The following is a 20,629-nucleotide window of genomic DNA, read 5'->3' as shown; positions in this document are numbered from 1 at the left end:
CTTTTGTCTATCTGCTTGCGAATCAGCTTTTGGGGTATTCGCGATGCAACTCGCCCAGCAGGCGGTCTTTGTCTTCCCACAATTGATTGATCCAGCTCTGAAATGCCAATTTGTACTCGGCATCCTGATCGTAGTTGCGCCCCAGAAACTCAGCCGGAATGCTCAACTCTTCAAACACCACCACGACCTCGCGCACGTTGCCGCACAGCAGATCCCAGTACCCGGGGCGCCCGCCGGGGTAGTGAATGGTCACGTTGACGATGGATTTCAGTTGCTCGCCCATGGCGTCCAGCACAAAGGCAATACCACCCGCCTTGGGTTTGAGCAGGTAGCGAAACGGTGATTGTTGCTGCCCATGCTTGGCTTCGGTGAAACGCGTGCCTTCCACGAAGTTGAAAATGCCGACCGGCTGGTTTTTAAACTTCGCACAGGTTTTGCGCGTGGTCGCCAGATCGGCGCCTTTTTTCTCGGGGTGTTTGGCCAGGTACGCTTTGGAGTAGCGTTTCATGAACGGGAAACCCAACGCCCACCACGCCAAACCAATCACCGGCACCCAGATCAACTCCTGCTTGAGGAAGAACTTCAGCGGGCGGATGCGTTTATTGAGCACGTATTGCAGCACCATGATGTCGACCCAGCTCTGGTGGTTGCTGGTCACCAGGTACGAATGCTCGTAATCGAGCCCCTCCAGCCCCTTGATCTGCCAGCGGGTCTGCCCCAGCAGGTCCATCCAGCGTTTGTTATTGCTGACCCACGCTTCGTGGATATGGCGCATCAGCCAGTCGGTGCAGCGCTGGGCGGCTGCAAAGGGCAGGCACAGTTTGAAAATGGCCACCACGAACAGCGGCGTGCAGCACACGATGGTGTTGATCGCCAGCAGCAGGGAAGCAATCACGCCGCGTAACGGCGCAGGCAGGGAGTCCAGCATTTACACATCCATAGGTCGGTTGGCGGCTTGAATCGCCGTGAGGGCGATGGTGTACACAATGTCGTCGACCTGAGCGCCGCGGGGAAGGTCGTTCACCGGTTTGCGCAGGCCTTGCAGCATGGGGCCGAGGCTGACGCAATCAGCGCTGCGTTGCACGGCTTTGTGGGTGGTGTTGCCGGTGTTGAGGTCGGGGAACACAAACACGGTGGCGCGCCCGGCAACCTGACTGTTGGGGGCGAGTTGTCGAGCCACGTCCTCATTGGCTGCGGCGTCATATTGCAACGGGCCGTCAATCAACAGGGCATGTTGCGATTCGTGCGCCAGCAGGGTGGCTTCACGGACTTTTTCGACCTCTTCACCACTGGCCGAGTCGCCACTGGAATAACTGATCATCGCCACCCGCGGTGTAATGCCGAACGCTGCCGCAGAGTCGGCACTTTGCAGGGCGATTTCGGCCAGTTCAGCCGCCGACGGGTGCGGGTTCATCACGCAGTCGCCGTAGACCAGAACCTGCTCGGGGAAAAGCATGAAGAACACCGACGACACCAGCGTGCAGCCGGGTGCGGTCTTGATCAATTGCAGGGCCGGGCGGATGGTGTTGGCAGTGGAGTGAATGACCCCGGACACCAGGCCGTCCACTTCGTCCAGCGCCAACATCATGGTGCCGATCACCACCGGGTCTTCGAGCTGCTGTTCAGCCATCGGGGCATTGAGGCTTTTGGTTTTGCGCAACGCCACCATCGGCTCGACATACCGATCGCGAATCACGTCGGGGTCAAGAATTTCCAGCCCGTCCGGCAGTTCAATTCCGTGGGCCTTGGCCACCGCCCGGACTTCGTCAGGCTTGGCCAACAACACACAACGTGCAATGCCGCGTGCCTGACAGATCGCCGCCGCCTGTACGGTTAACGGTTCGCTGCCTTCAGGCAAGACGATACGTTTGTTGGCTTGCTGAGCACGCTGGATCAGTTGATAGCGAAACACGGCAGGGGTGAGGCGCATTTCGCGCGGCGTGCCGCAACGCTGGTGCAACCATTTGGCATCCAGGTGGCTGGCCACGAAATCGGTGATGATTTCCGCACGTTCGCGGTCATCAATCGGGATTTCCTTGTTCAGGTTGTTCAGGCGGTTGGCGGTGTCATACGAACCGGTACTGACCGACAGCACGGGCAGACCCGCTTGCAGGGCGCCGCGGCACAATTCCATGAGGCGCGGGTCGGGCTGGGTGTCGCTGGTCAGCAGCAACCCGGCCAGCGGCACCCCGTTCATCGCCGCCAGGCTGACCGCCAGAATGATGTCGTCGCGATCCCCCGGGGTTACCACCAACACACCGGGCTTGAGCAATTGCAGGGTGTTGAGCACGGTGCGGGCGCACAAAATGATTTTTGACATGCGCCGGGTCTCGTAGTCCCCGGCATTCAGCACGTTGGCACCCAGCAGATCGGCCACGTCACGGGTGCGCGGCGCGTTGAGTTCGGGCTGATACGGGATGCAGCCCAGCAACTTGAAGTCACCGGTGCGCAGCAGGGGCGAGTGTTCTTTAAGGCGCGCGGCGAAGTCTTCCATGCTTTCGTCAGTGCGTACCTTGTTCAGGATCACACCGAGGACTTTCGGGTCTTTGGGGCCGCCAAACAGTTGAGCCTGCAATTCGACACGGCCCGAGAGTTCGGTCAGCACTTCATTCTCGGGCGCCGACACCAGGATCACCTCTGCATCGAGGCTCTTGGCCAAGTGCAAGTTGACCCGGGCGGCATAGCTGGCGCTGCGGGTCGGAACCATGCCTTCGACGATCAGGACGTCTTTGCCGACCGCGGCTTGCTGGTAGAGGCTGATGATTTCTTCGAGCAGTTCATCCAGTTGGCCATCGCCCAGCATCCGCTCAACGTGCGCCAACCCCAATGGCTGTGGCGGTTTCAGCCCGTGGGTGCGGGCGACCAGTTCGGTCGAGCGCTCCGGGCCGACATCGCCGGGGTGCGGCTGGGCAATTGGCTTGAAAAAGCCGACTTTCAGGCCGGCACGCTCCAGTGTGCGCACCAGCCCCAGGCTGATAGAAGTCAGGCCCACACCAAAATCAGTGGGGGCAATAAAGAAAGTTTGCATGCGAGCTTCCTGACGTGAGCAGTGCAAGGGCACGCCCGCCGAACGGGTCATGTGCCTGAATCAATTGCCAAGATTAGCGCTATCCGCCGCTTGAGCACACCAGCCACACGTAAAGGGCTGACCTATTTTTGCGTCGCGTTGTTCGGGGTCAAGCACCCAGGCCCGTGATTGCCAGGGCGGTTGATGGCGCTGGTGTTGAGTGTGGCCACAGGACAGTACGACCACCCAATGTGCCTCTTCATCCTGACGCCATCCAATGATTGTTGAACTTTTCAAAGGTGTCCGTTGGTCTTGGTTGTGTTTCGTTGTGTTCGCTTTCGAGCGTTTGCTTGGTTAAACTTGCGCCCTCAATATTTTTGCAAAAGGTCTCGCCCCATGACGATCGCCGCCAATAAGGCTGTCTCCATCGACTATACCCTGACCAACGACGCTGGTGAGGTCATCGACAGCTCCGCCGGTGGCGCGCCGCTGGTTTACCTGCAAGGCGCAGGTAACATCATTCCAGGTCTGGAAAAGGCCCTGGAAGGCAAAGCAGTCGGTGACGAGCTGGAAATTTCCGTAGAGCCTGAAGACGCGTACGGCGAGTACTCCGCCGAGCTGGTCAGCACGTTGAGCAGCAGCATGTTCGAAGGCGTTGACCAACTGGAAGTGGGCATGCAGTTCCACGCTTCGGCGCCGGACGGCCAGATGCAAATCGTGACCATCCGTGACCTGGACGGCGACGACGTGACGGTTGATGGTAACCACCCGTTGGCTGGTCAGCGTCTGAACTTCAAAGTGAAAGTTGTTGCTGTTCGTGACGCGAGCGAAGAAGAAGTTGCTCACGGCCACGTACACGGCGAAGGCGGTCATCAGCACTGATGACGGCTGCTACGCTCTGTTGAGCGAGCCAGAGAAGGGCGCCTGCGGGCGCCTTTTTTCATCTGTACAGCCTACGGCGATCGGCATCCGGAGCGATTGCCTGAACCCGATCCCGAGATTTTGGAGTCCGTCATGAGTGCTTTTCACGACCTTACCCTGGACGCCCTCGACGGCAATGAATTGCCCCTGGCCGGCCTTAAGGGCCGCGTCGTGCTGGTGGTGAACGTGGCTTCCAAGTGCGGCTTGACGCCCCAGTACGCAGCGCTGGAAAACCTCTATCAGCAATACCGCGAGCAAGGCTTCAGTGTGCTGGGCGTGCCCTGCAATCAGTTTGCCGGGCAGGAGCCGGGCACCGGGGAAGATATTCAGGCGTTCTGCAGCCTGAACTACGGGGTGACTTTCCCGATGAGTAGCAAGCTTGACGTCAATGGCCCGGAACGTCACCAGCTCTATCGCTTGCTGGCAGGCGAAGGCGCCGAGTTCCCGGGCGAGATCACCTGGAACTTCGAAAAATTCCTGATGGGCAAGGACGGTCGGGTGTTGGCGCGGTTTTCCCCGCGTACGCCACCGGATGACCCCACGGTTATTCAGGCGATTGAAAAAGCGCTGGCTTAAGGCTTTTTCACCGCGACGGGAACCGGCACCGCCTGGGTGCCGGTCTGGCCGTGACACGCGCTGTACAGCAACCCCTCAAACTGCCTGATGATGGCGGGCCAGCCCTGACGGCTGGCATGCTGGCGCGCATTCAGGCGCACCGTACGCAGGGTTTCCGGGTTTTCCAGCAGCCAACACGCGGCTTGCGTCCACGCATGTTCATCCCCGGTCATGGCCAGCACGCCGTTATAGCCCTGGCGGATGTGCAAGCCCGCAGCGGCTTCGTCATACGCCACCACGCCCAGCCCCGACGCCAGGGCTTCGAGTACGACGTTGCCAAAGGTTTCGGTCATGCTCGGAAACAAAAACACATCCCCACTGGCGTAATGCTCGGCCAGCGCCTCCCCGCACTGCATGCCACAAAAGATCGCTTCGGGTAGCGAGGCTTCAAGGTGAGCCCGTTTGGGGCCGTCTCCGACGATGATCAATTTGAAACGTCGCGAAAGGTATTGCGCTTCCAATGCCTGCAAACCCCGCTTGAGCGCGCCGAGATTCTTTTCTGGGGCCAGCCGTCCCACGTGCAGCAACGCGATGTCGTCCTCACGCAGCCCCCAGCTTTGACGCAAGGCCTGTTGGCGCCTGGACGGGTTGAAGCGTCGGCTGTCGACCCCCCGGCTGAGCAGGTGCAGACGCTCAAAGTGCCTGCGCTCCAGCTCAAGACGCTGGCTGGTGCTGGGCACCAGCGTCAGCGCACAACGGTTATGAAACCAGCGTAAATAGTGGGTCAGGGCACGCGTGATGAAACCCCAGCCGTACGGATGGGTGTACTGCTGGAAGTTGGTGTGAAAACCGCTTACCACGGCAATTCCCAAACGCCTGGCTACCCGCAACGCACACAGGCCCAACGGCCCTTCAGTGGCGATGTACACCACGTCCGGCCGCTGTAGCTGCCAGCGTTTGCTCAAGCGCCGGGCAGAGGTCATGCCCCATTGCAAGCCGGGGTAGCGAGGGATTGGCCAGCCGCGGCATAGCATCAGGTGCTCATTGCTGCGCTGCGTGCCATCCACGTGTTGCCGCGGGCGTATCAGCTCCACGTGGTGATTCAGCGCGCGTAATCCTTCATACAGATGGCCAAGGGTATGGGCCACGCCGTTGATTTCGGGTGGGAAGGTTTCAGTGATGAGGGCGATGCGAAGGGCAGTGGTCATGACTCCAGTGTCGGGCGGAGCCATGACGTCGATGTTTCACGGTGATGATGGATTTATGAATCTGTCAGCGGCTCTGGAGCGCATCTTCCCCGCGTTCACGCACCCAGAACAGCGTGGCGCCGGCCACGGCGGCGGGCATCATCAGCAGGTTGACCACCGGGATCAGCAACACCAGGTAAACAATCCCGCCAAAACTCATGCTCTGCCAGCGCTTTTCACGCAGCCAGGCCAGCATCTCGTTCCAGCCCAGCTTGTGGTTGTCCGCCGGGTAGTCAATGTATTGGATGGCCATCATCCAGATCCCGAATACCAACCACAGGGGGGCGGCGATCAAGTTCAACACCGGGATAAACGACAGGACCATCAACGCCAGGGCGCGAGGCAGGAAATACCCCAATTTGCGCATTTCACGGGCCAGCGTACGCGGCACCATGGCGATCAATTCGCCCCAACTGAAGGCGGGAAAATCATCGCTGCCGCGCACCACGACTTCGACTTTTTCAGACAAAAAACCATTGAACGGGGCGGCAATAATGTTGGCCAGCAGGGTGAAAGTAAAAAACACCATCAGCGCCACCAGCACCACGAACAACGGCCAGAGCACGTAATTGAGAAAACTCAGCCAGTCGGGCAGCGAGGGCATCAACGTATCGACCCAGAGGCTGAACTGATGGCCGGCAAAATAAATCAGGCCGACGAATAGCAGCAGGTTGATCAGCAGGGGCAATAGCACAAACACGCGCAGGCCAGGGCTAAGTACCAGCTTGAGGCCTTCGCGCAAGTACTGCGGGCCAGAAAGAACAGGGGCGGGCATAGTGGGCTCCGGGCAGTGGGAAACCGGGCGACCTTAGCGGCTTTATAGACGCCGCGAAAGCCTTGGTTCGGGATCGACAATAACTGTTACAAAGGCGCCTTGAGGACGCCGGTGATCTCATTGAGACCTGCTATGAGCTGGATTGTTAAACCGTATTTCCTTAATCTCTGCCACCTCGATACGCTGCACCCACAATTTTTCAGGATCGACGCGTTTCAGGTCTAGCCTGTACACCTTCGCGATCCCTTTTTATTCCAGCCGTTCTAGCGGCGTTCCGACCCGGTGTGATGCGGGCGGTCATAGGAGTGAGTCATGTCTGAAGTACGTCATTCGCGAGTGATTATTCTGGGTTCCGGCCCTGCCGGTTACAGCGCTGCTGTCTATGCGGCCCGCGCCAACCTCAAGCCACTGCTGATCACGGGCATGCAGGCGGGCGGTCAATTGACCACGACCACCGAAGTCGACAACTGGCCGGGTGATGTTCACGGCCTGACCGGCCCGGCTTTGATGGAGCGTATGCGCGAACACGCCGAGCGTTTCGAAACCGAGATCGTGTTCGACCACATCAACGAAGTGGACCTCAAGAACAAACCGTTCACCCTCAAAGGCGACAGCGGCACGTTCACCTGTGACGCCCTGATCATCGCCACCGGCGCCAGCGCCCGTTATCTGGGCCTGCCGTCCGAAGAGGCGTTCATGGGCAAAGGCGTTTCGGCGTGTGCGACCTGCGATGGTTTCTTCTACCGCAACAAGCCGGTCGCCGTGGTGGGCGGTGGTAACACCGCTGTGGAAGAAGCACTGTACCTGGCCAATATCGCCAGCAAGGTGACACTGATCCACCGTCGTGAAACCTTCCGCGCCGAGAAGATCCTGATCGACAAGCTCAACGCCCGTGTGGCCGAAGGTAAGATCGAACTCAAACTGAACGCGACCCTGGACGAAGTACTGGGCGACAACATGGGTGTGACCGGCGCGCGCCTGAAAAACAACGATGGCAGCTTTGATGAAATCAAGGTCGACGGCGTGTTCATCGCCATTGGCCACACCCCGAACACCGCGTTGTTCGAAGGTCAGCTGGCACTCAAGGATGGCTACATGGTTGTGCAGGGCGGCCGCGAAGGCAACGCCACCGCGACCAGCATCGAAGGTGTGTTTGCGGCCGGCGACGTGGCGGACCACGTGTACCGCCAGGCCATCACATCGGCCGGTGCGGGCTGCATGGCAGCACTGGACACCGAGCGCTACCTGGACGGCCTGCAGAACGCCGAGTTCTGATAGCCGCCTGAACGACAGGGCTCAGTGGGGCTTTAACCCCCGCTGCCCGGTTTACCTCAATGCCCGCCTCTCACGATGCGGGCATTTTTGGTTGTACACGTTAAGACCAACCGTTCATGTGTTGTCCGACGCCTGCCGCTCGGTGCGATAGACCGCAGCGAAAATCTCGGTGATGTCATGCCGCGGGTATTGCTTCATCAGGGTGCGCACCTTGGCGCTGAGTCGCACCAAGGTGTTGCTGGGCTTGGCCCGTTGCTCCACGGGTAGGGGTTGCGACCAGTCGATCATGGCCTGAGGCAGGGCGCGGCGGCCAGTTTTGTCGATGCGCTTGATTTCCCACTCGACCAGGCGATTGGGCAGGGTCCAGAAGGTCATGACGTGGTAGACGTACCAGAAAAATGCGTACACCCAGCCCACCTCTTTCTCACGCAAACGCCGGTGCAGGCCGGCCCGGGCATTGCGGAAAGTGTGCAGCCCTTCATGGAGCGGATCGTTTGGGCCTTGCAGCCCCAGCGGGTCTTGCATGGCCTTGAAGTCATCCAGTTCGTATGCCATATAAGCGCGAACGGCCTCCCAATGGGCGATGCCCAGTTGCGACCCGGCACACTGGAATTCCAGAGTGACCCATTCACCCTCATGTTCAAAACCCATGCCCATGCCGTACTGGCGAGTGGCGCCGTATTGCGTGGCGCTGTGCGACTGAATCATCCACGCGCAGAGTGATTCCCAAGGCACAAACAACGGCTCGTTATCCCCTGCGAGCGTAAAACAGACTTCGCGTCGTTGCCGATTGAAGCGGGTAGGGATGACTTCGGTGAAGTGTTTATGGGCCTTGAGCCATACGAAAAGGCACATGGCGCTTGTGAAAAGCCACATCATTACGGCTATGGGCCAGCTAAAGTAGAAAACGTCCTCTATCACTTCCCTGATCAAATCGGGAGAAAAGTCGTTCAGGACTGCCAAAAATCCGCTAATCATCGGGAAACCAAAAGCGACGAAACAGGAGTACGTAAACGGAGCTCCTAACCACAACTGATACGAGAACACACTGGGGTTACCGCCGCCAAAGTCTAAATACACATCGTTGATGTCACTGATATACGGGCAGTACGGATGGGCATCAGTAGGAAGAGGTAACGGTGCCAGGTATGTCTTGCGACCCGTCAGGAAAGGTTCGATATCACCTGCTCGCGGCGGAGTGGGTGTAGGCGAGTCTTTTTTCTCTATGTGTTTTTTGGCCATGTCCCTATTCCTTTTCACCCGGCGCTGGCCGCTCGGCGCGATACACCGCAGCGAAAATCTCGGTGATGTCATGTCGCGGGTATTGCTTTATCAAGGTGCGCACCTTGGCGCTGAGCCGCACCAAGGTGTTGCTGGGCTTGGCTCGTTGCTCCACTTGCACGGGTTGCGACCAGTCGATCAGGGCCTGAGGCAGGGCGCGGCGGCCGTTTTTGTCGATGCGCTTGATTTCCCACTCGACCAGGCGATTGGGCAGGGTCCAGAAGGTCATGACGTGGTAGACGTACCAGAAAAATGCGTACACCCAGCCCACTTCTTTCTCACGCAAACGCCGGTGCAGGCCGGCCCGGGCATTGCGGAAAGTGTGCAGTCCTTCATGGAGCGGATCGTTTGGGCCTTGCAGCCCCAGCGGGTCTTGCATGGCCTTGAGGTCATCCAGTTCGTATGCCATATAAGCGCGAACGGCCTCCCAATGGGCGATGCCCAGTTGCGACCCGGCACACTGGAATTCCAGAGTGACCCATTCACCCTCATGTTCAAAACCCATGCCCATGCCGTACTGGCGAGTGGCGCCGTATTGCGTGGCGCTATGGGACTGAATCACCCATGCGCAGAGTGATTCCCAATGTACAAACAATGGCTCGTTATCCCCTGCGAGCGTAAAACAGACTTCGCGTCGTTGCCGATTGAAGCGGGTAGGGATGACTTCGGTGAAGTGTTTATGGGATTTGAGCCAGACGTAGAGACACATGGCAGTCATGAAAAGCCACATCATTATGGCTATGGGCCAGCAAGCGAAGAAAACGTCCTCTGTGAACTCTCTGGCCAGCTCGGGAGAATCGCCGAGCAGTGCTACCACAAAGCCGCTAATCATCGGGAAACCAAAAGCGACGATACAGGCGAACGTAAATGGAGCTCCCAACCATGTTTGATACGAGAACACGTTGGGATTACCGCCCCCAAAGTCTAAATACACATCGTTGATGTCACTGATATACGGGCAGTACGGATGGGCATCAGTAGGAAGAGGTAACGGTGCCAGGTATGTCTTACGACCCGTCAGGAAAGGTTCGACATCACCTGCCCGGCGTAACGTTTCAGGCACAGAGCTCAAATGCGATTTGTTTGGGTATTCACGCATCCGGGATTTCCTTTAATGCCAAAACGTCGACAGCCAACAAGGTCAGCGCAGGGGAGGGTAACGGGTGAGCGGCTGAGGGATAGCGACCTTCCTCAAAGGGGTTAAAGTGGATAAGGTGCGAGCGCACGACCGGTTGGCCCTGTTCATCCAAAGACATCAGCTGAAGTTCAAGTAACAGTTCTTCATGCAACTTGCCGTTAATGCGTTCAGGGTGATTCGGATAACTCAGGTTTAACCTCAGCCCCGGCGTATTAGGTGCGCCCGTTTCCACACGAAACAGCCCGGCCTGTACCGGTTCACTGAGTTCTTGCGCGTACTTTCTGGGGCGTCTGCCCCCGTCCAATACCGTGATAAAACGCCGGGCCCCAACCTTTAACCCATGAGGGGGCTGCCCGCCTAATGGCGCTTGAAAGTCTTGCAGGTTTAAACCCGGCAGATTGATGGTGATCTCCCCGACTTGAGTGGCCGGGAACCAGCCTGCCAAATACGAGCGTTCCGGGCGGCGCTTGACCTGAACGAAGGGGGCTTGCAGCAACGCTTGAAGGTGACTTTGAAAGCCGGCGAGGCTGAGGTTTTTTTGTTTGTCTGTTTCCAGCCCCCACGGTGTGCTTTGTAGCCACTGGTCGTGAGCGCTGGTGTTGTAGTGGTTGTACATCCAAGTTCCTGCAAGTTCGAGCAGGGTGAATAGTCCTCCTACAAGACTGAAGCGGAAAAACACCTGGGAAAGGCGAGCTCCGGATGTTATCCAAGCGGCTGCTCGGGCTGGGCCTTTAGCTGCTCTAGATACGTCGAGTATCGAGCCAACACTGTTAAAGAGACCATACGCATTAGTGGCGCCTAACCCGCTGGCACTGATTAGCTGTATCACTGCACCGTTTTGAGCGTCTCGGTTACCGCTTCGTACGGCTTCTACCCAATTGCCATGGTAAGTCCTGTAACTAATTATTGCTGAGATAAGGCCAAAAAAATACGTCCCAGTTCCCAAGCTAGCATGCAACTTTCCCAAAGTGACTTGTAAATGACTTGCAGAGGTCATTCTTAAACTGGCTTTTAATTTATCAATTTGAGCATTCAGTGCCGTGTCAAAAATTCCTTGAGCAGCAGCAAAGCCACTTGCACCGGTTGCTGCCAGAGAGCTTAAAAATGGCATCAACTTACGATCTTCCCGTGAAACACCTAATGTCTCTTTAAGTACCTGATTCAAATTCACCATCTGCGCGAAAAACAACAACAGCGCTGCCCCGTCCCCCAGCACATTCATCACCGGCGCACGGTGAACGCCTTCTTTAAAGTTGCTCATTAAACTTGCGACTTGGCGATGGCCTTCCGGGGCGAAAACGACGGTCATGCCTGCACGCCCGGGTGCCGATCCGAAGAGCCTTACATGTTCGTCTGGCAGTTCCGGGATGGGGCTGATGCTGGCGGCCAGTCGGGCCTCTCCTTGGGTCAGTTGCCCGCGCAGGGTGGTGATTTCGTGCAGTAGCTGTTGGGATTTAAGCGAGCGGTGGCCGTCAACGCGGTTGACCTGCTGACGCTTATGCTTGAGTTTCAACAGCCTTTCGCGCTGGTCCAGCACCTCTTTCAGGGTTTCGCGCAGGCTGTCCCGCTCGGCCGGGGTGGCAAAGTGAAAGGTTGCGCCTTCCGTTTTGGCCGCCTGCAAAATGCGCAGGGTCAATGCCTGGGGCAGGTCGCGAAACAATTGGTCGAGATCCGGCATGGTGTTGCCTTTGACAATGCCGTCAAAACTGGCAACCAGGGATTCCAGCCCGCGGTTCAGGGCCGGGCTCCAGGCGTGTTGTGCGGCATGGGCCACGTTGCGCGTGCTTTCTGGTAGCTCGTCCAGCGCTGGCAGGCGACCGCGTTCCAGGGTGTCCAGACGCGCCAGTTGCTCGGGCAAGTTGTTGTACACGGCCAAGCTGCTGGCAAGTAAAAAGGCGTACTGAACCCACAACGCCGTTTGTTCGCTAATGGGCAGGGTGTAGTACAACGGGAGAACGAATTGCGGGTTGCCTTCGAGGTAGGCCAGCAATTGGTCGCACGCTTCATCGCTGCGGCAAATATCTTTCAGGCAGGCGTATTCAAGTGAGAACGCGTGATCCACTTGCCCTGCCTGTTGGGCATCGAAGTACCAGGCAGCGTTGTGAAAGGCGCCGCGGGCTATCAGAGCAACCCGGTCAGCGGTGATGCTGTCCAGCACACGGTTCCAGCGCTCAAGCCCGTCACGATGTGCCTGCAGCTCGCGATCCATGGCGGGGCGGTCGATGAGTTCGTTCACGCCTCGCTGGCCGAACCGTGCGCCAAACAGGATGTCTTGGGTATCACGGCTGCGTTGTTTACCCAGGGTTATCAACGCGTCGAAATGGGCCTCGACAAACGCAGCAGGTGCTACGCGAAAATGCGCTCGCGTGTAATAACAGCGATCGATATCTTCAACGGCTCGCACCGCGAGCAATTGTAGGTCTGGCACATACGCTTGATACAGCGCTGCCTCCATCTCAGCCTCACGCCTCAGGGCTTCAAGGTCTGCTGGAATCGATGTGTTGGGGGGCGGCGTCATCAGTCCGCCTCGATTGAGGTACTCGTGTATCGCTTTGCCCGTCACCGCGCGCTCAGGCTCAGGCAGTTTTTTGAAATCCTCCAGCAGTGCCTGGATGGCCGGGTCATCGAGGGTGGCCGCGAATGTTTGCCAGTCCGATTCGGCCAACCAGGTGAGGGACTCGATGTAACACCCCAACAGGTAATTCCGCTCGTTGTGACCCTTTTGCGCTCCACCGTTGGCCCAGTCAGTGACCCAGCCTACGACTTCATCCTGATAATTGGCCAAGTCACGTAAAACGCCCAGGGTGTCATCCAGCACTAAATAGAGAATGTCATGGTGGTATTCCGGCGCCACGCTGCTGGCCAGGGTGCCCATGGATATCTGTTGGAAGCGTCGGGGCTGTTCCCACAGATAAGGCTGGCGCTCGTGTTCAGGGGTTTTGGCCAACTGGCGCTGGCGCTCGGCAAAAGCCGCGTGTTCGGCCAACGTCGCGGTCTGGTCAAGGTGCTGCTGGTGATAGTCCACATATTCAGTGGCCACTTCGGCCAGCCATTGCTCGGCCATTTGCGGGGTGAGCAAGTGCGTACCGCCCGTTTGGCAGTTCGTCAGGCCGGGATGCACCGCTTGCATAAAATGAGTGCGTTCTTCGGCCGAGTTGAGCACTTGCTGGCATTTTCTGGCCGTCCACTGCGTCTCGGCATACGTGACATGCAAGGTGCTGTGCCTGGACACAATCAAGTGAGGCGGGCCGATTGACGTCTGCCGCTCGTCTTCTGTGACGGTTGTGCTTTTTAGCAGCAACTGCGTGAGCAGGCCGTCAAGCAACCGGTATTCGGATAGTTCGCCTGTGGCACTGTCGATCACATACAGCCAGCCGTCACGGGGCAAACGTATCCCGAGCGGGCGGCTGCTCAGGCGGTACGGCATGGACAGGGCAGTGGCCGGGTCCAGCGCCGGGTTGTCTACCAAACCGTAGCGCAGTGGCACCAGTTGCAGGGTGGGCTTGCTAAGCGGACATACGCCGAGCGCGACCTTGGCGTCCAGTCGGCTTCGGTTGATGTTGTTGGGGTTTCGGCGAGGGATGCTATTGGCCATGTCTGAGGCTCCCGCAGGTGTGACGCCCGCGACGGTTAAAAGTCAGCCTCACTCAAGACTTATGCCAGCCTCCCCGCCGCCCTTGTAAACCGGCACTTTGCGCCGCAAGCCCGGTGGATCCCGGTGTTGTATGTCCGTCAATGTGCGCAAGTTGTTGCGCAGTGCTGCGCAAGTTGTTGCCCGATACGCCAGAAGGCGTTGTCTGCGCGGGCTGTAGCCTTGAGGTGGGGGCTTATCCGAAAGTCGCTGCGCAGCTTTCTGCGCAAATTGGCCTGTTTTGGCAAAACAGCGCTGGCACGCCGTTTTCTGTCCCTGCGCCGAGCGGTAAACACCCTCATCGGTGCCAGCGAACTTTGGGTGTATCATGTCGCGCAAACGCCCCAGCCGTGACGAATTCTGCCGATGCCCGATGTAACCAGCCCTGTTTTTCCTTCCGAACTGATTGCCCGGTTTGCGGCCGTGCAGCAGCATTTTCGTCAGGTCATCGTGCCGTTGTGGCAAGGCCCCGGCTGGAATGCCGAACTGGCGTTGCCCTATGAAGCGTTGAGCGCCGCCCATCAACCCCTGGCGCCTCAGCGTTACCGCGCCATGGCCTGCGCCCGTCAGTTGTATGTGTTTGCCAGCCTGATCGGTGACCCGGCCTTCCCGGGCGCGGCCGAGCGGGCAGCGGCGCTGTTTCGCTCGTTGCAGCAGCACTTTCATGACGCCGAGCACGGGGGCTGGTTCTACAGCATCGACCCGCACGGCGCGCCGCAGGATCAGCGCAAAGACCTCTACACCCATGCGTTCATCATTTTTGCCTGTGCCCATTACTGGGCCAAGGTGCGTGAGCCGCTGGTTGAATCGGTGCTCAATGCCGCGCTACAGGTCGTGGCTGAGCGGTTCAGCGATGGCGAGGGGTTGTATGAAGCCAGCCTGGACCGGGACTGGTCGCCGCTGGGCAGCGGGCCGCTGCAAAATCCGTTGATGCACCTGGCTGAGGGGTTTCTGGCCACGCTTTCGGTGCGTGACGATGTGCCCACCCGCCGTGCATTGCTGGCGCTGGCCGAGGGCATGCAAACACGTTTTATCGCCCCCGAGCATGGCGTGATGCTGGAAAAACCTCGTGGCGCGGCAGACAACTGGTTCGAGCCCGGGCATCAATTCGAATGGTATTTCCTGCTGCACTCGTCGACGTTGCTGCGCACCACGGCGCTGCACGGCTCGCTGGATCGTGCGTTCAGTTATGCCGAACAGGTCGGGGTGGATGCGCAGACAGGCGCGGTGTGCGGCATGTTGGGCAGTGATGGCCAATTGCGAGATGGTACTCAGCGAATCTGGGCACAGGCCGAGTATGTGCGGGCGCTGACATTGCGCAAGAATTGCCTTGAGCGTCTGCCACGCCAGTTGCAGGCGTTGCAGCAGCATTTCTTGCACCACGGGGGCTGGTACGAGTGCCTGGATCCGCAAGGGCATGTCAGCCGCGCCGACATGCCGTCAACAACGCCCTATCACCTGGCCACGTGTTACAGCGGCCTGGCGCAGTACTTCGCGTCAGTCGGCCCGATTTAAGCCTTGCGCGTCAGTGGCCGGGCGGTGAACTTCACCCCGGCCAGACCGTGAGCGATCAGCGCGCGAATGTTGCCGTGATCGCTGCCCTCGGGGGTCGCCAGGACTGAGCGGTAATGTTCGCCAAACGCCAGCAAAGTCTCCTGATCGCTCAACCCTTCGAGCAACGCCAGCCCCACTGTTTTGCACGAACCCTCGTTTTGCCCGGCCGCGTTTTCCACGTCGCCGTTGGTGAATGCCTGCGGCTGGTAATCGTAGTGCTCGGCGATGAACGCCAGGGTATCGGCAAAAACGTGTTCGCCGCTGTTCAGGCTGGCGCGCAGGGTGTTCAGGTCAGTCATGCTTTTTTCCTTGGGCAAACGCCGCCGCCTGTTCGGCAGAGGCTTCTTTCTGGTACTGGGCTTTCCACTCGGCGTAGGGCATGCCGTAAACCACTTCACGGGCGTCATCGAGGCTCAGCTCGATCTGGCGCTCATCGGCCGCGGCCTTGTACCACTTGGACAGGCAATTGCGGCAAAACCCCGAAAGGTTCATCAGGTCAATGTTTTGCACGTCCTTGCGGCTGTCGAGGTGGGCGACGAGGCGGCGAAAGGCGGCGGCTTCGAGTTCAAGGCGTTGCTGGTCAGTCATGTTGGGCTCCGGGCATAAGGGCAGGCCAGCTTAGCGGCTGGCGGCCAGGGTAATCGATACCGATTCGGCAAAACGCAGGGCGTGCGGTTTGTCGACTTCGACCTCGGCATACAACACCGCCGTATTGGCCATCACCAGATCCAGTAATTCCTGGGTCAGCCGCTCCAGCAGGGCGAAGCGGTTTTCTTCAACGTGGGCAATCACCGCCTTGGTGATGGTGCGGTAGTTGAGCGCGTGATCGATGTCGTTATCGCGCACGGCTTCTTGCGCCGCGTACAGGATGGTGAGGTTGATCAACACATCCTGTTTGTTGCGGATTTCGTCTTCATTGATCCCGATGAAGGTGCGCAGGCACAGGTCTTTGACGCGAATACGGGCCATTCCTGGCTGAAGTTGTGGCATTACGGCTTGCTCCGTCCAATCAGTTGCAAGAACTCCATGCGGGTGCTCGGTTCACGAAACGCGCCGAGCATGACCGACGTGTTCATGGTGGAATTCTGTTTTTCGACGCCGCGCATCATCATGCACATGTGCTTGGCTTCAATGACCACCGCCACGCCCGCTGCCTGGGTGATGCTTTGAATGGCATCGGCGATTTCCCGCGTCAGGTTTTCCTGAATCTGCAGGCGCCTGGCGAACATATCGACGATGCGGGCGACTTTCGACAGGCCGAGCACCTTGCCGGTCGGGATATACGCCACGTGGGCCTTGCCGATGAAGGGCAGCAAGTGGTGTTCACACAACGAGTACAGCTCGATGTCGGCGACGATCACCATCTCATCGCTGTCCGAGGCGAAAAGGGCACCGTTGACGATGTCCTCAAGGCTCTGGCCATAGCCGTGACACAGATATTGCATCGCCTTGGCGGCGCGTTTCGGGGTGTCGAGCAAGCCTTCGCGGTCAGGGTTTTCACCGAGACCCACCAGGATCTCGCGGTAATGCTCAGGCAACGATGTGCTCATGAAAATACTTCCTCGCGGACGGCTTATTTAAGATGCCGACCGCCGTTAACGGTCAGGGTGGTGCCGGTGACGTAGGGGTTGTCCAGCAGATAACGCAGGCTGTGGTAGATGACCTGCGGGCCGGGTTCTATGCCCAGCGCAGATTTGGCCAGCGCCTTGGTACGGTATGCCGCGTCGTCGTCCGGGTTGAACATCAACAGCGCCGGTGCGATGCCGTTGACTTTGATGCGTGGCGCCAGTTTAGCCGCGAATGACAAGGTCAGGCTGTCGAGACCGGCTTTGGTCGCGCAATAGGCAATGTGCTTGCTGCTGCCCTTGCGCGTGACATCGTCGCTGATATGCACGATGTCCGCCGGATTAGAGCGCTCCAGCAGTTCACTGCAATGCAGGTTGATCAGGTAGGGCGCAAGCATATGGACGCTGAACATCTGCGTGAAATCACTGGTTTGTGTGTCAGTTTTTTCGGGAAGCCAGGCCGAAGCGTTATGCACGATGGCACGCAGGGTGTCGGTGTGCTGTTTGAGTTGTTCGATAAACCCGAGGATGCCGTGCTCGGTCGAAAAATCCGCCTGAAGTGCCGTTGCCCCCAGATCCCTTAGCGTCTGCACGCCGGGTTTTTCAGTGCGGTAGCTGAAGATGACGTCGTAACCGTCGGCCAATAATTGCTGCGCGCAGTGCAGGCCAATGCGCTGGCCAGCGCCCGTGATCAAAATGGGGGCAGAGTGAGAAGGCATGGCAGGCTCGGGTCAGAAGAACAGGAGAGTGCAGCGGCGTAATGGCAAAACTATACCAGCGTCCACTGGACCACGGCCATGCCCAGGCGGACTCTCCTGTTTTGAGGGGGCGACTCAGCGGCTCTGCGGGGCGGCGGCGGTGCGCAGGCTTTTCTCAGGCGTGCTGTGCAGCCAGCCCGCCAGCAGGTGGGTCGACAGCGGAATAAACCAATACACCATCAACGGCGTCAGGGCCAACGTGCTGACCAACACGCGAGTCACCAGCCCCAGCTCGCCCAGCCACGGGCTCAGCACAACGTTGAACAGCAGCGATACCGGGAAAAAGGCGAGCCATATGGCGATTGCTTGCTTCCAGCGGGGCGGACGTTGCCCGGCTGCGCCAAACCAGCCATCGATGCCTTTGACGCGGTGCTCGTGGGGATGGGCAAACAGATCGCTGCCGCGCAGCAACCAGGATTTGCGCGAAACAGAATGTTCCCACGCGTTTAGGGTTGCTTCGTCGACAAAGCGGAAAATGATTTGGAATTCGTCGTCGCCGGGCGGCGGGGCCAGTACGCCCGATCCCAGATAGCCGGGGAAGTCCGTGGCCAATTGTTCGCCTTCGTGTAGCCAGGCGATCAGTTCCTGATAACGCCCTTGGGCGACACGGCGTGCAACCATCAAGGTGACTGGGGAGGTAGACATTGTGTATCTCCATCAAACGGATGCGGCCCGGGTAGGGCAGGCATTAAGGGCAGCGCCGGGATGGTGGGCTGCAAGGCCATCAAGCAAAGATTGTTCCCAAATCCGGGTCACACGCCATTTTGAACAGCCATGAATGCGAGTTAGACTCGCTTCTTTACCGTGAACGTGGCCCATTCCATGCCCGTGATTATTGATCGTGCGCCTGCAGTCTTGCCTGCGGCCGAGCCAGACATCGAAGGTCTTTACCCGATCCGCGAGGTCGCCCGCCTGACCGGCATTAACCCGGTCACGCTGCGTGCCTGGGAGCGACGTTATGGCTTGATCGAGCCAAAACGCACCGAAAGTGGGCATCGGCTGTATTCCATGACCGATATTGAGACAGTGCGTCAGGTTCAAGGCTGGATTGAACGGGGCGTTTCTGTCAGCAAAGTCGGTGAGTTGCTGGCCCGTCGGGCCGAGCTTGACCGCGCTGAGTCCACCCCGCAGGCGGATGAATACGCGCAGTGGCAATCACGCATCAGTGAGGCGCTCAATGCCTTTGATGAGCGCGAGTTAGAGCGGCTCTACGGGCAGATTTTTTCCAGCTATCCGCCGCAGATTGTGTTCAACGATGTGTTTATGCCGCTTTGGCAGCATTTGTTGCGTCAGCAAGACGAGTTTGGTCGTACCAGCGAGTGGCTGCTGCTCGACAGTTTCCTGCGCGGCCGTGTGCTGCAACGTCTGAAGATGCAAGGCGCAACCGAGCTTGCGCAGTGTGTCGTGCTGGTGGGTTTGCCAGAGCTGTGCCATGAGCTGCAATTACTGGTGACAGGCTTGTTGCTGGCGCGCAGTGACCGGGCGATCCGCGTGTTGGCTGTCGGGCAGCCGCTGAATGAACTGTCGTTGATTTGCGAAAAGGTCAATCCCCAGGCCCTGGTCCTGTTGGGTACACGCGCGCTGAGCCCTTCGCGGATCGAGCGTTTATTGCGTGTGGTACACGGCGTGAGTTGCGCGGTGTGGCTGGCGGGCGAAGCGTGCGAGTTGGCACACGACCATTTGCTGGACTCATCCATCGGTTGTCTGGGGTGTGAACCCGGCGTGATGAGTCAACGACTGGATGCGTATCTCAAGGGTGCCTGAGGCTAGGCATGCAAGGCGGGGTGGGCGAGACGGTGCTGTTGCAGGATGAACTGGCGCAGGCGTTCTGTTTCACCTGCATCGCGCTGGCTTAGACGGTAAGCGTATTGCCCCAGCTCGGTCTTGCGCTCCAGCGTGCCGCGCACGGCAATGCGCTCATAGCCGGTGGGGCTGAACCATTGGCAAAACTGGCGCGGCGGGCGACTGTCATTGCGCACATCAATCAGCATGCCCTTGAACGACACCTCACTGACCCACAGTTGGCCACTGCGCCCGCGAATATTCTCCAATGCAACCGGTTCAGCGAGCGTGAAACGCCACGGGCGAATCAGCGGCCCCTCTTCAAAAATGCTCGGCGCCCCCAATTGCAAGTGCTGCGCATGGAATTCATCTTCAACCAGACGCAGCGGGAAACTCATTTGCTGGTTGGCGATTTGAGCCTGGAGCGTCACTTGCTCATGGGCGGCCAGGCGCGTGAGCAGATCGCGAATTTGTGCCACACCGTTGAGCGTCAGGCTCGACGACGCATCCCGCTGATTGAGCAGCGGGTTTTGATGCATGGTCTGAATGAAATCCAACTCGTCCTGAGTCAGAAGGGCATCGTGTGACATGGTGAAACTCAGAAGCGGGTCAATAAAAAGTCGTAACTGTTTACAACAGACCATCGATTCTACATTTTGTTGAGGCCGCTCGTCGCCTTGAGGGTTTGCAGTTCCTGCCGGACCGCCGCTAACTCGACTTCCAGTTGCGCTACACGCTGCTCAGCTTTCACTTGTTGAGAGACATCCTTCTGCACACCAATGAAATACGTCAGCTGATCGCTTTCGTTGAAAACCGGGGTGATCGACAGCTCGTTCCAGAAGTGCGTGCCATCTTTGCGGTAATTGCGCAGCCGCTGACGGACCGGCTCGCCACGGGCCATGGCATCGCGGATCACTTGCAGCGCGACCTGGTCCCGATCACCCGCCTGCAAAAACCGGCAGTCCTGGTACAAAACCTCGTCACTGCTGTACCCCGTGAGTGTTTCAAAGGCTTTGTTCGCGTAAATCAGGATGGTGTCGTCCCCTTCAAGCTCGGCTACCACAATGCCGTCTTGGGACGCGTCAACCATGCGTTGCAGCAAACGTGCGTTGATCATCAAGCCGCTCTTCTGAAAGTGAG

At 58.7% G+C, this 20,629-nt stretch carries 20 protein-coding genes and 1 pseudogene; 5 read left to right on the top strand and 16 right to left on the bottom strand.

The window, feature by feature from the left end; all coding sequences use genetic code 11:
- Positions 1-22: 22 nt before the first annotated feature.
- From IF654_RS18480 to IF654_RS18470, 3 genes and pseudogenes are all read right to left on the bottom strand, one after another.
- Complete coding sequence (locus IF654_RS18480) at positions 23-928, bottom strand: acyltransferase (RefSeq protein ID WP_047273384.1); 906 nt, start codon at positions 926-928, stop codon at positions 23-25.
- Positions 929-3,028, bottom strand: a complete 2,100-nt coding sequence (gene pta / locus IF654_RS18475) for a phosphate acetyltransferase (RefSeq protein WP_047273385.1) — start codon at positions 3,026-3,028, stop codon at positions 929-931. It abuts the gene before it with no gap.
- Positions 3,029-3,088: 60 nt separating this feature from the next.
- Positions 3,089-3,405: pseudogene (locus tag IF654_RS18470) on the bottom strand (DUF3565 domain-containing protein).
- Here IF654_RS18470 and IF654_RS18465 point away from each other — a divergent pair.
- Both IF654_RS18465 and IF654_RS18460 read left to right on the top strand, forming a co-directional pair.
- A complete protein-coding gene (locus IF654_RS18465; protein ID WP_047273386.1) occupies positions 3,404-3,889 on the top strand; it encodes an FKBP-type peptidyl-prolyl cis-trans isomerase in 486 nt (161 codons plus the stop codon). The pseudogene IF654_RS18470 and the gene IF654_RS18465 overlap by 2 nt on opposite strands.
- A gap of 132 nt (positions 3,890-4,021) precedes the next feature.
- Positions 4,022-4,504, top strand: a complete 483-nt coding sequence (locus IF654_RS18460; RefSeq protein ID WP_047273387.1) for a glutathione peroxidase — start codon at positions 4,022-4,024, stop codon at positions 4,502-4,504.
- Here IF654_RS18460 and IF654_RS18455 read toward each other — a convergent pair.
- Positions 4,501-5,715: a glycosyltransferase family 4 protein gene (locus IF654_RS18455; RefSeq protein ID WP_194862158.1), complete on the bottom strand. Its 1,215-nt coding sequence runs from the start codon at positions 5,713-5,715 to the stop codon at positions 4,501-4,503. The two genes, IF654_RS18460 and IF654_RS18455, sit on opposite strands and share 4 nt — an antisense overlap.
- Positions 5,716-5,755: 40 nt before the next feature.
- Complete coding sequence (cysZ, locus tag IF654_RS18450; RefSeq protein WP_047273389.1) at positions 5,756-6,505, bottom strand: sulfate transporter CysZ; 750 nt, start codon at positions 6,503-6,505, stop codon at positions 5,756-5,758.
- A gap of 312 nt (positions 6,506-6,817) precedes the next feature.
- Between cysZ and trxB the strand changes: the two genes are divergently transcribed.
- Positions 6,818-7,780 carry a thioredoxin-disulfide reductase gene (trxB, locus tag IF654_RS18445; protein WP_047273390.1) on the top strand — a complete coding sequence of 321 codons (963 nt, stop codon included), beginning with the start codon at positions 6,818-6,820 and terminating at the stop codon, positions 7,778-7,780.
- Positions 7,781-7,894: 114 nt separating this feature from the next.
- Here the strand turns inward: trxB and IF654_RS18440 are convergent, their stop codons facing one another.
- The 3 genes from IF654_RS18440 to IF654_RS18430 form a co-directional block, all read right to left on the bottom strand.
- Entirely contained in the window at positions 7,895-8,635 is a 741-nt protein-coding gene (locus IF654_RS18440) for a hypothetical protein (RefSeq protein WP_230683730.1), read from the bottom strand.
- A 391-nt stretch (positions 8,636-9,026) separates the two neighbouring features.
- Positions 9,027-9,779: a hypothetical protein gene (locus IF654_RS18435; RefSeq protein WP_230683729.1), complete on the bottom strand. Its 753-nt coding sequence runs from the start codon at positions 9,777-9,779 to the stop codon at positions 9,027-9,029.
- 373 nt (positions 9,780-10,152) lie between these two features.
- Positions 10,153-13,794, bottom strand: a complete 3,642-nt coding sequence (locus IF654_RS18430; protein ID WP_230683728.1) for a toxin VasX — start codon at positions 13,792-13,794, stop codon at positions 10,153-10,155.
- Between the two features lie 402 nt (positions 13,795-14,196).
- Between IF654_RS18430 and IF654_RS18425 the strand changes: the two genes are divergently transcribed.
- Complete coding sequence (locus IF654_RS18425) at positions 14,197-15,345, top strand: AGE family epimerase/isomerase (protein WP_047273393.1); 1,149 nt, start codon at positions 14,197-14,199, stop codon at positions 15,343-15,345.
- Here the strand turns inward: IF654_RS18425 and IF654_RS18420 are convergent.
- The 6 genes from IF654_RS18420 to IF654_RS18395 all read right to left on the bottom strand — a co-directional run bounded on the left by IF654_RS18420 (position 15,342) and on the right by IF654_RS18395 (position 18,352).
- Positions 15,342-15,683 carry a HopJ type III effector protein gene (locus IF654_RS18420; protein WP_047275461.1) on the bottom strand — a complete coding sequence of 114 codons (342 nt, stop codon included), beginning with the start codon at positions 15,681-15,683 and terminating at the stop codon, positions 15,342-15,344. The genes IF654_RS18425 and IF654_RS18420 overlap by 4 nt on opposite strands.
- Entirely contained in the window at positions 15,676-15,972 is a 297-nt protein-coding gene (locus IF654_RS18415) for a DUF1244 domain-containing protein (RefSeq protein ID WP_047273395.1), read from the bottom strand. The genes IF654_RS18420 and IF654_RS18415 overlap by 8 nt, the downstream gene beginning before the upstream one ends.
- 30 nt (positions 15,973-16,002) lie before the next feature.
- Positions 16,003-16,374 (bottom strand): dihydroneopterin triphosphate 2'-epimerase, encoded by a 372-nt coding sequence (gene folX / locus IF654_RS18410; protein ID WP_047273396.1) that lies wholly within the window; start codon positions 16,372-16,374, stop codon positions 16,003-16,005.
- Complete coding sequence (gene folE / locus IF654_RS18405; RefSeq protein ID WP_047273397.1) at positions 16,374-16,934, bottom strand: GTP cyclohydrolase I FolE; 561 nt, start codon at positions 16,932-16,934, stop codon at positions 16,374-16,376. The genes folX and folE overlap by 1 nt, the downstream gene beginning before the upstream one ends.
- Positions 16,935-16,957: 23 nt before the next feature.
- Positions 16,958-17,668 carry a dihydromonapterin reductase gene (gene folM / locus IF654_RS18400; RefSeq protein WP_047273398.1) on the bottom strand — a complete coding sequence of 237 codons (711 nt, stop codon included), beginning with the start codon at positions 17,666-17,668 and terminating at the stop codon, positions 16,958-16,960.
- 114 nt (positions 17,669-17,782) lie between these two features.
- Positions 17,783-18,352, bottom strand: coding sequence for a putative antibiotic biosynthesis monooxygenase (locus IF654_RS18395; protein WP_047275463.1), 570 nt, complete (start codon positions 18,350-18,352; stop codon positions 17,783-17,785).
- A 177-nt stretch (positions 18,353-18,529) separates the two neighbouring features.
- Between IF654_RS18395 and IF654_RS18390 the strand changes: the two genes are divergently transcribed.
- Positions 18,530-19,471: a MerR family transcriptional regulator gene (locus IF654_RS18390; protein WP_194862160.1), complete on the top strand. Its 942-nt coding sequence runs from the start codon at positions 18,530-18,532 to the stop codon at positions 19,469-19,471.
- 2 nt (positions 19,472-19,473) lie between these two features.
- Here the strand turns inward: IF654_RS18390 and IF654_RS18385 are convergent, their stop codons facing one another.
- Together IF654_RS18385 and IF654_RS18380 are read right to left on the bottom strand one after the other, a co-directional pair.
- The gene (locus IF654_RS18385; protein WP_047273401.1) at positions 19,474-20,079 is read right to left on the bottom strand and encodes a hypothetical protein; all 606 of its coding nucleotides are present in this window, start codon (positions 20,077-20,079) and stop codon (positions 19,474-19,476) included.
- A 59-nt stretch (positions 20,080-20,138) separates the two neighbouring features.
- The gene (locus IF654_RS18380; RefSeq protein WP_047273402.1) at positions 20,139-20,606 is read right to left on the bottom strand and encodes a PAS domain-containing protein; all 468 of its coding nucleotides are present in this window, start codon (positions 20,604-20,606) and stop codon (positions 20,139-20,141) included.
- Positions 20,607-20,629: the final 23 nt, after the last annotated feature.

Origin of the sequence: Pseudomonas lundensis (assembly GCF_015377145.2) — a bacterium.
In the GTDB taxonomy this organism is placed as follows: domain Bacteria; phylum Pseudomonadota; class Gammaproteobacteria; order Pseudomonadales; family Pseudomonadaceae; genus Aquipseudomonas; species Aquipseudomonas lundensis.
This window is presented reverse-complemented; position numbering and strand designations above follow the sequence as displayed.

What these genes read in the sequence shown, in the direction of transcription:
- trxB (WP_047273390.1), top strand. Translation starts at nt 6,818, where the DNA reads ATGTCTGAAGTACGTCATTCGCGAGTGATTATTCTGGGTTCCGGCCCT.
- folM (WP_047273398.1), bottom strand. Translation starts at nt 17,668, where the DNA reads ATGCCTTCTCACTCTGCCCCCATTTTGATCACGGGCGCTGGCCAGCGC.
- IF654_RS18430 (WP_230683728.1), bottom strand. Translation starts at nt 13,794, where the DNA reads ATGGCCAATAGCATCCCTCGCCGAAACCCCAACAACATCAACCGAAGC.
- IF654_RS18395 (WP_047275463.1), bottom strand. Translation starts at nt 18,352, where the DNA reads ATGTCTACCTCCCCAGTCACCTTGATGGTTGCACGCCGTGTCGCCCAA.
- folX (WP_047273396.1), bottom strand. Translation starts at nt 16,374, where the DNA reads ATGCCACAACTTCAGCCAGGAATGGCCCGTATTCGCGTCAAAGACCTG.
- IF654_RS18425 (WP_047273393.1), top strand. Translation starts at nt 14,197, where the DNA reads ATGCCCGATGTAACCAGCCCTGTTTTTCCTTCCGAACTGATTGCCCGG.
- IF654_RS18480 (WP_047273384.1), bottom strand. Translation starts at nt 928, where the DNA reads ATGCTGGACTCCCTGCCTGCGCCGTTACGCGGCGTGATTGCTTCCCTG.
- IF654_RS18415 (WP_047273395.1), bottom strand. Translation starts at nt 15,972, where the DNA reads ATGACTGACCAGCAACGCCTTGAACTCGAAGCCGCCGCCTTTCGCCGC.
- IF654_RS18440 (WP_230683730.1), bottom strand. Translation starts at nt 8,635, where the DNA reads ATGTGCCTTTTCGTATGGCTCAAGGCCCATAAACACTTCACCGAAGTC.
- pta (WP_047273385.1), bottom strand. Translation starts at nt 3,028, where the DNA reads ATGCAAACTTTCTTTATTGCCCCCACTGATTTTGGTGTGGGCCTGACT.
- IF654_RS18435 (WP_230683729.1), bottom strand. Translation starts at nt 9,779, where the DNA reads ATGACTGCCATGTGTCTCTACGTCTGGCTCAAATCCCATAAACACTTC.
- IF654_RS18385 (WP_047273401.1), bottom strand. Translation starts at nt 20,079, where the DNA reads ATGTCACACGATGCCCTTCTGACTCAGGACGAGTTGGATTTCATTCAG.
- IF654_RS18460 (WP_047273387.1), top strand. Translation starts at nt 4,022, where the DNA reads ATGAGTGCTTTTCACGACCTTACCCTGGACGCCCTCGACGGCAATGAA.
- IF654_RS18420 (WP_047275461.1), bottom strand. Translation starts at nt 15,683, where the DNA reads ATGACTGACCTGAACACCCTGCGCGCCAGCCTGAACAGCGGCGAACAC.
- cysZ (WP_047273389.1), bottom strand. Translation starts at nt 6,505, where the DNA reads ATGCCCGCCCCTGTTCTTTCTGGCCCGCAGTACTTGCGCGAAGGCCTC.
- IF654_RS18465 (WP_047273386.1), top strand. Translation starts at nt 3,404, where the DNA reads ATGACGATCGCCGCCAATAAGGCTGTCTCCATCGACTATACCCTGACC.
- IF654_RS18380 (WP_047273402.1), bottom strand. Translation starts at nt 20,606, where the DNA reads ATGATCAACGCACGTTTGCTGCAACGCATGGTTGACGCGTCCCAAGAC.
- IF654_RS18390 (WP_194862160.1), top strand. Translation starts at nt 18,530, where the DNA reads ATGCCCGTGATTATTGATCGTGCGCCTGCAGTCTTGCCTGCGGCCGAG.
- folE (WP_047273397.1), bottom strand. Translation starts at nt 16,934, where the DNA reads ATGAGCACATCGTTGCCTGAGCATTACCGCGAGATCCTGGTGGGTCTC.
- IF654_RS18455 (WP_194862158.1), bottom strand. Translation starts at nt 5,715, where the DNA reads ATGGCTCCGCCCGACACTGGAGTCATGACCACTGCCCTTCGCATCGCC.